General features: G+C 72.5%; 13 protein-coding genes and 1 pseudogene. 9 read left to right on the forward strand and 5 right to left on the reverse strand.

All coding sequences use genetic code 11. From position 1 onward, the window contains the following. Positions 1 to 256 precede the first annotated feature (256 nt). Positions 257 to 1,009: an SDR family NAD(P)-dependent oxidoreductase gene (locus ABD126_RS11420; RefSeq protein ID WP_343933742.1), complete on the forward strand. Its 753-nt coding sequence runs from the start codon at positions 257 to 259 to the stop codon at positions 1,007 to 1,009. A 511-nt stretch (positions 1,010 to 1,520) separates the two neighbouring features. On the opposite strand, the pseudogene ABD126_RS11425 reads toward ABD126_RS11420, so the two are convergent. Further along, a pseudogene (locus ABD126_RS11425) lies at positions 1,521 to 3,159 on the reverse strand (TM0106 family RecB-like putative nuclease). Between the two features lie 127 nt (positions 3,160 to 3,286). Here ABD126_RS11425 and ABD126_RS11430 point away from each other — a divergent pair. Further along, a complete protein-coding gene (locus ABD126_RS11430) occupies positions 3,287 to 3,718 on the forward strand; it encodes a DUF6474 family protein (protein WP_343933743.1) in 432 nt (143 codons plus the stop codon). Here the strand turns inward: ABD126_RS11430 and ABD126_RS11435 are convergent. Then, the gene (locus ABD126_RS11435; RefSeq protein ID WP_343933744.1) at positions 3,699 to 5,366 is read right to left on the reverse strand and encodes a BCCT family transporter; all 1,668 of its coding nucleotides are present in this window, start codon (positions 5,364 to 5,366) and stop codon (positions 3,699 to 3,701) included. The two genes, ABD126_RS11430 and ABD126_RS11435, sit on opposite strands and share 20 nt — an antisense overlap. A 91-nt stretch (positions 5,367 to 5,457) precedes the next feature. Between ABD126_RS11435 and ABD126_RS11440 the strand changes: the two genes are divergently transcribed. From ABD126_RS11440 to ABD126_RS11460, 5 genes are read left to right on the forward strand one after another with little or no spacing between them, the layout of a single operon-like run. Further along, complete coding sequence (locus ABD126_RS11440; RefSeq protein WP_343933745.1) at positions 5,458 to 5,979, forward strand: hypothetical protein; 522 nt, start codon at positions 5,458 to 5,460, stop codon at positions 5,977 to 5,979. Between the two features lie 45 nt (positions 5,980 to 6,024). Then, positions 6,025 to 6,777: a YcnI family copper-binding membrane protein gene (locus tag ABD126_RS11445; RefSeq protein ID WP_425542788.1), complete on the forward strand. Its 753-nt coding sequence runs from the start codon at positions 6,025 to 6,027 to the stop codon at positions 6,775 to 6,777. Further along, a complete protein-coding gene (locus ABD126_RS11450) occupies positions 6,774 to 7,319 on the forward strand; it encodes a copper resistance CopC family protein (protein WP_343933747.1) in 546 nt (181 codons plus the stop codon). The genes ABD126_RS11445 and ABD126_RS11450 overlap by 4 nt, the downstream gene beginning before the upstream one ends. Next, positions 7,316 to 8,338 carry a copper resistance D family protein gene (locus tag ABD126_RS11455; RefSeq protein ID WP_343933748.1) on the forward strand — a complete coding sequence of 341 codons (1,023 nt, stop codon included), beginning with the start codon at positions 7,316 to 7,318 and terminating at the stop codon, positions 8,336 to 8,338. Before ABD126_RS11450 ends, ABD126_RS11455 begins: the two co-directional genes overlap by 4 nt. Positions 8,339 to 8,381: 43 nt before the next feature. Further along, positions 8,382 to 9,170 (forward strand): SDR family oxidoreductase, encoded by a 789-nt coding sequence (locus tag ABD126_RS11460; protein ID WP_343933749.1) that lies wholly within the window; start codon positions 8,382 to 8,384, stop codon positions 9,168 to 9,170. A 73-nt stretch (positions 9,171 to 9,243) separates the two neighbouring features. Here ABD126_RS11460 and ABD126_RS11465 read toward each other — a convergent pair whose 3' ends face one another. The 3 genes from ABD126_RS11465 to ABD126_RS11475 all read right to left on the reverse strand — a co-directional run bounded on the left by ABD126_RS11465 (position 9,244) and on the right by ABD126_RS11475 (position 11,886). Further along, positions 9,244 to 9,561, reverse strand: a complete 318-nt coding sequence (locus tag ABD126_RS11465; protein ID WP_343933750.1) for a hypothetical protein — start codon at positions 9,559 to 9,561, stop codon at positions 9,244 to 9,246. A 93-nt stretch (positions 9,562 to 9,654) separates the two neighbouring features. Continuing rightward, positions 9,655 to 10,545, reverse strand: coding sequence for an aminoglycoside phosphotransferase family protein (locus tag ABD126_RS11470; RefSeq protein WP_343934211.1), 891 nt, complete (start codon positions 10,543 to 10,545; stop codon positions 9,655 to 9,657). Positions 10,546 to 10,560: 15 nt separating this feature from the next. Further along, positions 10,561 to 11,886, reverse strand: a complete 1,326-nt coding sequence (locus ABD126_RS11475) for an NsdA family TPR-like regulatory protein (RefSeq protein ID WP_343933751.1) — start codon at positions 11,884 to 11,886, stop codon at positions 10,561 to 10,563. Positions 11,887 to 12,162: 276 nt separating this feature from the next. On the opposite strand from ABD126_RS11475, the gene ABD126_RS11480 reads away from it, so the two are divergent. Beyond that, positions 12,163 to 12,483 (forward strand): hypothetical protein, encoded by a 321-nt coding sequence (locus ABD126_RS11480; protein ID WP_343933752.1) that lies wholly within the window; start codon positions 12,163 to 12,165, stop codon positions 12,481 to 12,483. Between the two features lie 13 nt (positions 12,484 to 12,496). After that, complete coding sequence (locus ABD126_RS11485; protein WP_121223852.1) at positions 12,497 to 12,856, forward strand: hypothetical protein; 360 nt, start codon at positions 12,497 to 12,499, stop codon at positions 12,854 to 12,856. Positions 12,857 to 12,974: the final 118 nt, after the last annotated feature.

A 12,974-nucleotide genomic window follows, 5' to 3' on the forward strand; every position in this document is an offset into this window, starting at 1 on the left:
ACGGCAGTTGTATGCGGAGAGTGAGGTGGGTAGTCCCCTGGGTGTACCCCGACACCCCTCTCGCGGCGGACGCGGTGCGAGGGGTGCGGCGGGCATCGTGCTGGTATGGAACTCCTGCTGATCACGCTGCTGTTCGCGGGGCTGGCCCTGCTCGCGGCCGTGCCGTTGGTCGCAATGCTGCACCTCTCCGCGCGCAAACCGCTGAACGACCGTTAACCTCCCTTTCCGGCACTGCGGCCGGGTGATGGAGGTTGGCATGAAGATCGAGGGAACCGCGGCGATCGTCACCGGTGGCGCGTCCGGTCTGGGCCTGGCGACGGCGCGGGCGCTGGCCGCGAAGGGCGCGTCGGTGTTCGCCCTGGACCTCAAGGTGGACGGCGCTCCCGAGGTCGAGGGCGTCACGCACCTCGCGGCCGACGTCACGTCGGAGGAGGACGTGCAGGCGGCCGTCGACACCGCCGCCGGCTCCGGCCACCCCCTGCGGATCGTGGTGAACTGCGCCGGCATCGGGCCGTCCACGCGGACGGTGGGCAAGTCCGGCCCGCACCCCCTGGACCTGTACCGCAAGGTCATCGACGTGAACCTGGTCGGCACGTTCAACGTGCTGCGCCTGGCGGCGGCGGCGATGGGCAAGACGGAGGCGCTGGAGCACGGCCAGCGCGGCGTCGTGATCAACACCGCGTCGATCGCGGCGTTCGACGGGCAGATCGGGCAGGTGGCGTACGCGGCGTCGAAGGCGGCGGTCGTGGGCATGACCCTGCCGGCGGCGCGGGACCTGTCGTCGGTGGGCGTGCGGGTGATGACCATCGCGCCGGGCATCGTGGACACGCCGATGCTGGCCACCGTGTCGGACGAGTTCCGCGCGGGCCTGGCGGCGGGCGTGCCGTTCCCGAAGCGCTTGGCGCTGCCGGAGGAGTACGCGCAACTGGCCGTGTCGATCGTGGAGCACGACTACCTGAACGGCGAGGTCATCCGCATGGACGGCGCCCTGCGCATGGCCCCGCGCTGACCGCACTCCGCTCGTCCGGGCCGCGCCGGCACTTCCCCCGGCGCGGCCCGCTCTTCCGCATTCCGGCCGCCACGTCGTGACCGAACTCGTGCGCCGCGGCGAACGCGTCCGCGCCGCGCCTCGCCAGCCGGCCCGAGCCACACCACCGGGCCAGCCCGAGCCACACCGACTGAGCCGGACCGCGCCAGCCGAGCCGCGCCAGCCGAGCCGCGCCAGCCGCACCGGACCGGGCCAGCCGGGCCGCGCCGGGCCAGCCGGGCCGCGCCGGGCCAGCCGGGCCGCGCCGGGCCAGCCGGGCCGCGGCGGCCGGTCCTGAGCGGGGCGTTGCCTGCCGTGGTTCCGCGCTCCTTGTTTACGGGATGCGCGAGTCGCGGTTTGGTTCCCGATCCGACATGTCACACGATGGGGTGACACGTCGGAAGATCACCTCGCAGCCACTCTACCAGCGACGATGCCCGGAAAACCGGTCTCGCGGCTAAGCGGTTCCCAGGGGACGTGCACCGGCGCGCTTTCAGAGGTCGCCGGCGAAGGGGAGGTTGTTCATGGCGTCCGACGTCATCCACTCGCGGAGGGTGTGGGTGGCTCGGACGTCGTCCTCGTTGTACTCCAGCAGGCGGCGGCGTTGGGCCGGGTTCGGGGGTGCGCCGTCCATGCCGACCGCGTCGCGGTACCAGCGCATCGAGTTCTCGCCGCCCGCCTCCGGGTCGCGCCACGCGAAGCCCGCGACCGGCGCGATCGTCTTCAGGCCCTTGCCGTGGGCGCACAGGAACTGGTCCTGCACGATGCCGAACAGGTCCACCCACGAGTCCGACGAGATGAACTCCTTCACCTGCCCGACCGTCGGGATGCCCGGCCGCCCCTTGAACCGCTCCGCCGACCCGATCAGCCACCGGTTCTCGGCCAACTCGTTGTAGCAGTACGCCCGGAACGTGAGACCCCGAGCGCGGGCCCGCAGGCGGATCCCCGTCAGCCAGCCCCAGAACTCCGCGAACGACCGGGCCTCGTCGTCGCTCGGCAGCGGGTCCCAGGTGGCGAAGGCGCGGTACCCGTGCTCCTCGCCGACGTCGGCGCCGGACAGCCAGCAGCCCCACATGTACGCGCCCAGGTCGCCGAAGCTCTCCATGTCGACGTCCACCTCGACGTCGGCGCGCGGCACGTCCATGTACGGCACGCGCCGCACCACGGTCAGGTCGCGCAGCCACGCCCGCGCCAGGATGACGGCGTCCGCGTGCAGCATGCCGACGAGCGGGGTGGCGGGCTCGTCCTGCGGGTCGAGGGCCGCGAGGTCGTCCACTGTGGACACCCCGGCCTTGCGCAGCGCCACCGCGTCCTCGCCGCGCACGACCAGGCTCACGTCCCGCGCCGACCGCAGGTCCTCCTCGCACACCGGCCACCACGGGCAGCTGCGGCACTCGACGATCCGCGACGGCCGGGCCAGCGGGGTGGCGCCGTTCACCGCCGCGGCGGCCACCGCCAGCCGGTCGGAGAAGCGGGAGTCGTACTCGGCCAGCGCGTGCCGGCCGCCGGGCCACGTCGGGGCCTCCAGGTCGTGCCACACCACGACGTCGCCGTCCATGCCGACCACGCCGCCGTACGACCGGCCCCGCGCGGCGAACCCGGACGCCTGCAGCTGCCGCTGGGCGTGCGCCAGCCGGAGCTGGTCGCGCGGCTGGGGCCGGACCTTGCGCAGCGGGTCGACGCGCGCGCCGCCGGGCAGCGGGTGGGACAGGGGGGGACGTGCGCGCGCCCGAGCCCGGGTCGGTGACCTTGTGCCGCACGACGAGCACCGGCACGTACCCGGTGGTGTCCTTCACCAGCAGGTCGATGCCGCCGCGCCGGCCGCCGCGCTCGTCGCGCGGCAGGACGGCGCCCCAGATGTAGGGCACGCCCGCCTGCATCGCGGACGCCGTGACGCGTTCGCGGTCGGCGGTGGGGACGTCGTGCGGGATCTCCATGAGGTCCGAGCCGACCACCCGGCCCAGGGCCGCCGCGACCGCGCGCCGGTGGTCGGTGGCGTCGGCCTTGCGGAGCTGGCCGGTGGGGTCGGGGGCCGCCTTGGGGGCGTCCCGCATCGCTGGATCGTGTTCGAGGTGCACCCGCCGCCGGCAACGAGTGACCACGCCGGCGTCGAGCTGCACCTGGGAAGTCACGGTTGAAGCGTATGACGACGCACCGACGCTTGTACCGGCAACCTCGTGGACCGCAGTGGATCTTCCGTGCGCCGGCCCGTGCCGACCTCTAGGGTTCGGGGTGAGTTGTCTGGAGGTGGCGCGGGCGATGGCACGCGAACGGAGCAGGGGCTTGACCCCCGGCAGGGCGAAGAACCTGGTCGGTGTGGCGAAGGTCGTCGCGCCGGCGCTGATCCCGGTGGTGGCGCCGCTCGCGGCGCGTGCGGCGGCGTTGCTGGGCGACCGCTACGACCACTACCGCGCCCGCCGGCTCGGCGTGCCCGTCGACGAGCTGACCCGGTACTCGGGCCGGGGCGCGAAGCTGCACGCCCGCATCGCCGGGTTCAGCGAGGCCCTGAGCCAGGTCGAAGCGACCGACCGACCGTTCGTGGAGGCCACCCGGACCCGGTTGTCCCAGCTCATGGCGGCGGTGCGGGCGTCCGAGCGGATGCCCGCACCGCGCCGCAAGGCGGCGCACCGCGCGGTCGGCGCGGATCTCGACGCGCTGGAAGCGGAGCTGCTCAAACGCCTCGGGGTTTGACCAGCTGCTCGACCGTCCGCAGCGCCGTCTCCTCGGGTCCGAGCTGCGCGGTGACCTCCTCCATCACCTCGGCGACCCGTTCCTCGCGCCGGATCAGCGGGTCGCTGCGCAGGTCGCGGGCCAGGGACACGCACAGGCCGACCATCACCACGGCGAACGGCAGCGCAGCGATGATCGTCAGGTTCTGCAGCCCGGTCAACGCGTTCGAGCCGCCGACCAGCAGCATCACCGCCGCGACGGCGCCGGTCAGCACGCCCCAGAAGACGACCACGCCCTTGGTGGGCGCGATGGACCCGCGCTGCGAGAGCGTGCCCATGACCACCGAGGCGGCGTCCGCGCCGGACACGAAGAAGATCGCCACCAGGACCAGCACCACGACGACGGCGACCGCGGCCAGCGGGTAGTGCTCCAGGACGGCGAACAGCCGGCCCTCGGGGGTGGCCGCGCCCGCCAGGTCGACGCCCTCGCGCTGGAGGAACACCGCCGTGCCGCCGAACACGCAGAACCACAGCAGGCTCACCAGGCTCGGCACGCCGATCACGCCCGCGACGAACTGCCGGATGGTGCGGCCCCGGCTGATCCGCGCGATGAACATGCCGACGAACGGCGTCCACGAGATCCACCACGCCCAGTAGAAGATCGTCCAGCCGGACAGCCACGTCGCGGTCGCGTCGCCGCCGGACGCGGCCGTGCGGCCCGCCATGTCGGCCAGGTCGCCGAAGTAGCCGCCGATCGCGGCCGGCACGAGGTTGAGCACGAACACCGTCGGCCCGACCACGAACACGAACAGCGCCAGCACCACGGCGAGGACCATGTTGGTGTTGGACAGCCACTGGATGCCGCGCGCCACCCCGGACACCGCGGACGCGACGAACGCCATGGTCAGCACGGCGATCACGCCGACCAGCACGGCGTTGCCGACGCCGCCGACGCCGGCCGCCCGCAGGCCGCTGCCGATCTGGAGCGCGCCGAGCCCGAGGGACGCGGCGGAGCCGAACAGGGTGGCGAAGACGGCCAGCACGTCGATCGCGCGCCCGGCCGGGCCGTTCGCGCGGCGCGTGCCGAGCAGGGGCGCGAAGGCGGCGCTGACCAGTTGGCTCCGGCCGCGCCGGAAGCTGCCGTACGCGATGGCCAGTCCGACGACCGCGTAGATCGCCCACGGGTGGACGGTCCAGTGGAACAGTGTGGTGGACATCGCGGTCCGCAACGCCTCGTCGGACTGCGCCGGCGCGGTGCCCGGTGGCGGGTTCACGAAATGCGAAAGCGGCTCGGTGACGCCGTAGAACATCAGGCCGATGCCCATGCCCGCGCTGAACATCATCGCGACCCACGACACCGTGCGGAACTCGGGCCGCTCGTCGTCGCGGCCCAGCGGGACGCGGCCGTACCGGCTGATCGCGAGCCACAGCGCGAACACCACGAAACCCGACGCCACCAGCACGAACGCCCACCCGAGCCGGCCGGTGACCCAGTCCAGGACGGTGCCCGACACGCTCGCGAGCGAGTCGGTGCCGAACACGCCCCAGGCGACGAACCCGAGCGCGACGGCCGCCGCCACCCCGAACACGACGGGGTCGGTGCGGCCGGGGCGGTCGGCGCGGGGTTCGCCGGGCAGCGGCTGGTCGATGGAGTCTTGTGCGGTTTTCACCGGCCGCCTGTTCCCCCGTTCGGCCTACTCGAAACATGCGGTTCTCGGCGGCGACTCACACCTTCGTGCACCGGTCTCCTACGCTCTGTGCATGACCAGACGTCCGGCACCGACCCGCCTCGCGCGGGCCGTGTTGCTGGCCGTCACGTCGGCGGCACTCAGCGTCGCCGCGCACGGCGCCGCGGGCGGCGAGGTCACCGAGTTCGCCCCCGCCCTGCCTCTCACCGTGCTCATCGCGCTGGCGAGCACGGCGGTGCGCGGGCGCGGGCCGTGGACGCTCCTGCCGACCCTCGGCGTCGCCCAGCTGGCGCAGCACACGCTGCTCAACCTGGGGCACCACGAGGACGTCGGCGCCGGGCTGGGCTTCGGTCCGGTCGCCATGACGGCGGCACACGTGGTCGCCGCGCTGCTGACCGGTCTGCTGCTGGTCCGCGCGGACGCCGTGCTGGATGCCCTGGTGTGGGCGGTGTCGCGGCTGCTGCCGGTGCTGTGGTCGTTCGCGCCCGTGGCCGCGCCGACGCCACCCGTCCGGGTGGCGCCCGTCCCGGACGTGTGGATGTCGGTGCTGCTCAGACGTGTGCACGGCCGTCGCGGTCCCCCGTTGCGCTCCTGATCCCCCGGACACCCACATCCCTTTGGCATCAGGAGCCACATCTTCATGTCGACAAATCGCTTTGGCGTGCGCACGCTCGCCAAGGGCGGCGCCGTGCTGGCCGCCGCCGCTTTCGCCCTCGCGGGCACCGCGGGCCTCGCGTCCGCGCACGTCACCGCGTCCACCCCGAAGGACGCCGTCCAGGGCGGCTACACCAAGGTCACCCTGCGGGTCCCGAACGAGCGGCCCAACAACGGCACGGTCAAGCTCGAACTGACCCTGCCCGCCGAGTACCCGCTGGCGTCGGTCAGCACCAAGCCCACGCCGGGCTGGAAGGTCGAGGCGGTCAAGGCGAAGCTCGACACCCCGGTCAAGAGCCACGGCCGCGAGGTCACCGAGGCCGTCCGCACGGTGGTGTGGACCGCCGACCCGGGCGTGCGCATCGAGCCGGGCCAGTTCAACGAGTTCGACCTGTCCATCGGTCCGCTGCCGGACAACACCGAGCAGCTGCTCCTGCCCACCAAGCAGACCTACGACAACGGCGAGGTCGTGGACTGGAACGCGCCGCCGCCCGCCGAGGGCGCCGCGGAGCCGGACAAGCCCGCGCCGGTGCTCAAGCTGGTGAAGAAGGCCGGCGGCGACGCGCACGGCAGCGCCGTCACCGCGTCCGCGCAGGAACCGCCGGCCGCCGCGCCGTCCTCGGACAAGACCGCCCGCTGGCTGGGCGGCGCGGGTCTGGCCGTCGGCGCGCTCGGGTTGGGCATCGGCATCGGCGCCGTGCTGCGGTCCCGCCGTTCGACGGGTACTCCTTCGGCATGAAACGCGCGCTCTCCCTGCTGCTGGCCGGCCTGCTCGCGGGCGGCCTGGCGCTGACCACGTCCGGCACCGCGTCGGCGCACAACGTGCTGGTCAGCAGCAACCCCAAGGACGGCGAGGCCCTGGCGGCCGGGCCGGCGGAGATCACCCTGACCTTCGACCAGCCGGTCCAGGCGGGCGAGAAGTTCAACACCATCACGGTCATCGGCCCGGACGAGTCCCACTGGGAAGCCGCGGAAGAGCCGACGGTGAAGAACAACTCGGTGGTCTTCAAGGTCCGCCCGCTCGGCCCCGCGGCCGAGTACAAGGTGGGCTACCGGGTCCTGTCCGCCGACGGACACCCCGTCACGGGGTCGCTGAAGTTCACGCTCACCACCGCCGGCAACGGCACCCCGGCGCCCAAGTCCACCGCGGCGGCCCCGTCCGAGGGCTCCGGCTCCGGTGACGGCGGCGTGCCGATCTGGGTGTGGGTCGTCGGCGCCGTGGTGCTGCTGGGCGGCGGCGTGTACTTCGCGCTGCGCGGCGGAACGGGCGCCAGGCGATGACGGTGAACCGGACCACCACCCCGACGTCCCGGTACTGGCTCGTCGGCGGCCTGCTCGCGGGCGGGGCCGTCGGCGTGTTCCTGGGGCTGGGCCTGTCGACCACGCCGGAAGCGGTGGGCGTGGCCGAACCCGGGGCGGTGGTCCGGTTCGCGCACCCGCTGGTCAGGACGTTGCTGGACCTGGCCGCCACGATCGTCGTCGGCCTGTCGCTGCTGCCCAAGCTGCTCGGCTTCGACCGGCCCGCGGTGACCGAGCCGGTGCTGCGCGTCGCGCGGCCGGCGGCGGTGGTCGCGGCGGCGGTGTGGGCGTTCACGGCGTTGCTGTCGATCGTGATCCGGGCGTATGAGACGCGTCCGGACGTCACCGTGACCATGGGTTCGGTGGTCGACTACGTGCAACGGGTCGGCGCGGGGCAGGGGTTGCTGTTCAGCGCCGTGTGCGCGTTGGCGTACGTGGTGGTCGGGGTCATGGCGGTGCGGCGCGGCGAGTCCGTGCCGGCGGAGCTGCGGATCCTGATCTCGATGTTCGGCCTCTTGCCGCTGCCGGTGACGGGGCACGCGTCGAACTGGAAGTACCACGACTACTCCATGATCTCGATGGAGCTGCACGTGCTGGGCGCGGCGGCGTGGACCGGCGGCCTGGCGGCCCTGGTGGTGCTCGTCGCCCACCGCCGGGGGTTGCTGGCGGAGGCGCTGCCGAAGTTCTCCAAGCTGGCGACGATCAGCCTGGTGCTGGTGTCGGTGACCGGCCTGTTCAACGGGCTGCTGGAACTGTTCCTCAACCCGGTGGTCGGCCTGCCGGGCTCGCTGTTCACGACGTCCTACGGCTTGGTGCTGCTGGGGAAGGTCGTGTGCGCGGTGCTCCTCGCGTTGCTGGGCGCGAACATCCGGTGGCGCCTGCTGCCGCACATCGCGCAGCACAAGACGACCGCGATCGTCGGGTGGGCCACCGTCGAGGTGACGATCATGGGCATCGCCTTCGGCCTGGCCGTCGTCCTGTCTCGCGCACCGGTCGCCTAGGCATCGCGCTGGATTGTCGTACCCCGGTGGTCTACTCGACCGCATGGACGAGATCTTGGTGTTGGGAGCCACGGGCACGACCGGCAAGCGGGTCGTGCGGGAGCTGGAAGCGCGTGGGTTGTCCGTGCGGGCCGCGTCACGCCATGGCCGGGTGCGGTTCGACTGGGGGGAGAAGGACACCTGGGCGCCGGCGTTGACCGGTGCCCGCGCGGTGTACCTGATGGCGCCGCACGAGTTGCCGGTCGACCCGGAGTTCGTGCACGAGGCCGTGGCGCGCGGGGCGCGGCGGGTCGTGCTGCTGTCCAGCCGGGGCATCGAGGAGATGGGGGACGAGCGGCTGCTCGGGGCGGAGGCCACCGTGCGGGGGTCCGGTGCGGAGTGGACGGTCGTGCGGGCCGACTGGTTCGACCAGAACTTCGACGAGGGGTTCTTCCGGCCCGCGATCGAGGCCGGGGCGCTGGCCGTGCCGGTGGGGGACGTCCGGCAGGGGTTCGTCGACGCGGACGACATCGCGGCCGTGGCGGCGGTGGCGTTGACCGAGGAGGGGCACGCGGGGCGCACCTACGAGGTGACCGGGCCGCGCGCGTTGAGCTTCGCGGAGGCGTTGGCGCTGATCGGCGAGGCGTCCGGGCGGACGGTGCGGTTCTTCGGCACGGCGGAGGAGTACCGGGCGCAACAGGACTCGATCGGCATGCCCAGGGAGCGGACCGAGGCGGAGATCGAGGCGTTCGCCCAGCTCAAGGACACCGAGCCGACGGAGGACGTGCCGAGGGTGACCGGGCGGGCGGCCATCGACTTCGCCACCTACGCGGTCCGGGCGTGGACGACATGAGGTGACGGGCCGGCTTCGCCACGCGGCTCGTCGGTGAGTGGACCGTTCGGTGCGGTGAGCTGCACCGAACGGTCTAGTCGGTGATCAGTCGGGCCGTAGGGTCCTCGCGGAGCTTGCTCAGGGTCGCCATGGCGGCGTGGCCGCGGCGGTCCAGCTCGCGGGCGTCGATCCAGCCGTGGGCGTAGTAGCGGTAGTCCTGGGCGAGTTTCACCAGCTCGGCGAGGTAGTCGGCCGACCTGCGCCGGCGCTCCTCGTCGAAGGACGCCAACAGCGGCAACTGGGTGTCCACGACCTCGTCGAGCATCCGCGCGGCCTCCAGGGCGCGCTTGCCCTTCCACCGCCGCGCGCCACCCATGGCGCCCAGCCGTGCACCCACCAGCCGTCCGATCACGCGCACCTCACCGAACGTCCCGCGACCCCGTCGATGCGTGATTCGGAAAAACCGGCCCGAGCGTTACCGCTTCGTTCCCCCACGCCCGCGGTTTCAGCGGTAAGGCGTCCACGGGGTCGTGGTATCGCCCGCGCGCAGCGCGGCGAGGCGCCGCCGCAACTCGGCTCGCACGTCCGGGTGGCTGCGCAGGATCGGCAGCACGCTGGTGGTCAGCTTCAGCTCCCGCACGTCCCGCAACACCGCGAAACCGGCCCACCGGGTCACGTCGAACCGGTACTCCCGGGCGAGCTGCCGGTACCAGCGGTCCGGGTGGCCGAACCGCGCCACCCCCACCGGGAGGGTGCTCAGGTCCCACTCGCGCGGCCCCACGCTGGTCGAGTCGAAGTCGCAGATCACCGGCCCGTCCGGGCTGGGGATGAGGTTGCCCAGGTGCGCGTCGCCGTGCAGGACGCCCTCGGGCAGCACGGTCCGCAGCCCGTCGAGCCGGCCCTCCAGCAGCGCGACCCGCTCCTCCAGGAACGACCGGTCGGGCGCGGAGAGCTCCTCGGCGTCGGCGATGCGCCGGCGCACGTCGTCCAGCGGCGACCAGCGCGGCAGCGGGAAGTCCGGGGGCGGCAGGGCGTGCACGAGGCGAAGCAGTCGGCCCAGGTCACGGCCGTCCACGGGCGGGCCGTCGGAACGCACGGTGTGCCAGACCGTGGCGAGGTGGTCGCCCACGGCCAGCGGCTGCGGGAACTGCTCCACCAGCCGCACCGCGGGCACGTCGTGGGCCTGGAGCCACCGCGCGACCCGCACCACCTTCTCCGCCCGGTGCCGCAACGCCATCGACCCGACGATCCGGACCACGACCCGGTCGGCGGGGAGGTCGAACACCGCGTTGGAGGTGAACTTCACCAGGCGCGCCGACCGGTGCGCCAGCCCGAGCTGGGCGCACAGCCGCTCCAGCACTCCGGTGAGCGCGGCCGGGGTGAACCTGCCGTCCAGGCGAGACTCCCCGGGTCAGGCCGCGCTGTCGTTGCCGGTGAACTTGGCCAGGCGGTCGGCCAGCTCGCGCGCGTCGGCGTTGTTGCTGCGCTTCTCGGCCTCCAGTTGGAGCGGGCGCATGCGGTCCTTGGTGCGCACCGACTTCAGGCCCTCGGACAGGTCGATCGCCTGGCGGCCGACCTTCGCGCCGTGGTCGATGTCGCCTTCGAGCAGGTGGTTGATCGACAGCGACGTCAGGTTGAACGAGCGGCTGCGGCTCATGTCCTCGCCGTAACCGTTTATGGCCTTTGTCAGCGCCGGTATCGCTGTGCGGGTGTACTTGCGGGCGTCCACCGTCTGCGCCAGCTCGGTGTGCACCGTGCCGATCATCGCGGACAGGTCGTTGGCGTCGAAGAACTTCGCCCACGCGGGCGCCTCGTGCAGGTTGGCGCGGGCGAACTCGTCGCGCGCCCGGCCGAGCAGCTTGAGCGCCTGGTCGTCGGAGCCCATCTTCGCGTAGGCCCAGGCCTCGTTGGCGCACAGGATGCCGACGGCGAGCTCGGAACCGGAGTTCAGCGCGGCCAGCTGGCCGAGCTGGAACACCTTCAACGCGTCGTCCGGCGCGTCCTGGTGGAGGTAGACGCGGCCCATCCGGTACAGGATGTTCGCGACCAGCTCCTCCTTGCGGCCCTGCTTGGCGAGCCCGAGGGCCTGGCCGAAGTGGTTGCGCGCGGAGTCGTAGAGGCCCGTGTCGAACGAGGTCCAGCCGGCCAGGTTGTGCAGGTCGGCGAGGGCGACGTAGAGCCGTTCCTTGACCAGGTCGGTCGCGTTGGCGCCGAGCATCTGCTGTCCCCAGGACAACTGCGCGACCACGGCGTCACGGCACGAGCCGCCGCCGTACTGGTAGTCCAGCGTGCGGAGCGCTCGGGTGGCCGCTTCCACCTGTCGGACGTCGGTCATGCCGATCCGGCCGGGAGCCGGCGTCTGCGCGGGCGACGAGGCCCAAGACCCGGAGTCCGTACCGAACACGGCCGCGCCGACGGTGATGGCGGCGGCGTGCGCGAGGAACTTCCTTCGCTTCACCGACTCGTCCTCCTCAGACTGGGGTGCCTCCGCGGTCGCGGCCACCCGCACTGCCGTGGCCTCGTCGTAGGCGAGGCCCATGTATCCCCTGGGGACACCCAAGCCGGCGGCGATCCGGGCCAGGACGTCGTAGGCCATGACCTGGCGTCCCTTGAGGATCTCCGACACTTCGGACTGCGACTGGCCCGTGAGCGCCGCGATCTGGCGCTGGGACACGCCGTGCCGCCGGAGCAGCCGGTAGACCGAGCTGATCTCCCGCTTCGCCAGCGCGTCCCGCATCTCCTGCTGGTCCCAGACGTCGGGTGTAACAGGAGAGCCTTGCGAACCGATGGTGTTCAATTGCGCCCCCTCACAGTCCTTTGGGCGTCAACGGCAGAGTAGGGGCACTCCCCCAACTGCAGGAAGTGCTGATCGGCGAGGCTGATCGGCCCTGCCGAACTCCGATGACCGCTTACCGTGGAACGGCCACCGGCTAGCGCTGTGACGTCCCGATCCGGGTTGAATCATCGCAATCTGAGTCTCGGTAAGCGAGCGAACACGGAGAGGAAACCGGCAGTGGACCTGATCGAGCGGGCGGTGACCACCACGGGTGGGTCGGCAGCGCGCGCCGTCGCCACGGCCCCTTCTCCGTCTTCTCCGACTGTCCGGGAGTCGACCGACCTCGACTCCGGATGGCGCGGCTCGACCGGGCAACGCCGCTGGTGGCGAATCCGCTGCAGCGACGTGGTGGACCGGGAGCGCTGCCTCACCGTGCTGGTCGACCAGGGCCGCGTGGTCCTGGTCGGTCCGCCGGGTGAGACGGCGGTGCTGTCGGCCGACCAGCTCGTACAGCTCAGGGCTGCGCTACGCGAGGCCGCCGAGCAGGCGGAAAGGTGACGGTGACGTTTCGGTGGACGAGATCCTCGGACAAGTTCTTCGCAACGCGGTGTGGGAACGGTTGGACCTGCTCACGGAGCTGGCCAACGAGGCCGACGCCCCGTCCCTCCTGTCGGTGGCCCGGTCCGAGCTCCCTCGGCTGACCGAGGGGTGGCGGGCGCTGCTCGCCGCGCACGAACCGGACGAGAAGGGCAACTGCCCCGAGTGCTCCGGTCGTTGGCGGCAGCAGAAGAGCCCTTGCTCGGTGTGGCGCGCCGCGTACGAACACCTGGTCGCGGGCGGACTCGCCCCGCGCCCGGCTCGACACCTGCGCTCGGCCCCGGTGACCCCTCCTGTCACCCGGACCCGACGCGCGGTGCTCCGAGCCCACTAACGGGCGGCCCCGACCTGTCGTTCCCCCGACGCGACACGGTCGAGCACCCGCCTACTGGCCGGCGGTCCGGGACGTGCGAACCCCCGACCGCGACGAACGGACCGCCGGCCGGCCACAA

It is taken from the genome of Saccharothrix mutabilis subsp. mutabilis (assembly GCF_039521145.1).
Classification (GTDB): domain Bacteria; phylum Actinomycetota; class Actinomycetes; order Mycobacteriales; family Pseudonocardiaceae; genus Actinosynnema; species Actinosynnema mutabilis.

Excerpts from the sequence above, each read along its gene's own strand:
- ABD126_RS11420 (WP_343933742.1), top strand. The coding sequence starts at position 257 with ATGAAGATCGAGGGAACCGCGGCGATCGTCACCGGTGGCGCGTCCGGT.
- ABD126_RS11430 (WP_343933743.1), top strand. The coding sequence starts at position 3,287 with ATGGCACGCGAACGGAGCAGGGGCTTGACCCCCGGCAGGGCGAAGAAC.
- ABD126_RS11440 (WP_343933745.1), top strand. The coding sequence starts at position 5,458 with ATGACCAGACGTCCGGCACCGACCCGCCTCGCGCGGGCCGTGTTGCTG.
- ABD126_RS11445 (WP_425542788.1), top strand. The coding sequence starts at position 6,025 with ATGTCGACAAATCGCTTTGGCGTGCGCACGCTCGCCAAGGGCGGCGCC.
- ABD126_RS11450 (WP_343933747.1), top strand. The coding sequence starts at position 6,774 with ATGAAACGCGCGCTCTCCCTGCTGCTGGCCGGCCTGCTCGCGGGCGGC.
- ABD126_RS11455 (WP_343933748.1), top strand. The coding sequence starts at position 7,316 with ATGACGGTGAACCGGACCACCACCCCGACGTCCCGGTACTGGCTCGTC.
- ABD126_RS11460 (WP_343933749.1), top strand. The coding sequence starts at position 8,382 with ATGGACGAGATCTTGGTGTTGGGAGCCACGGGCACGACCGGCAAGCGG.
- ABD126_RS11475 (WP_343933751.1), bottom strand. The coding sequence starts at position 11,886 with ATGCGGGACGCGCTGGCGAAGCGGGAGATCAGCTCGGTCTACCGGCTG.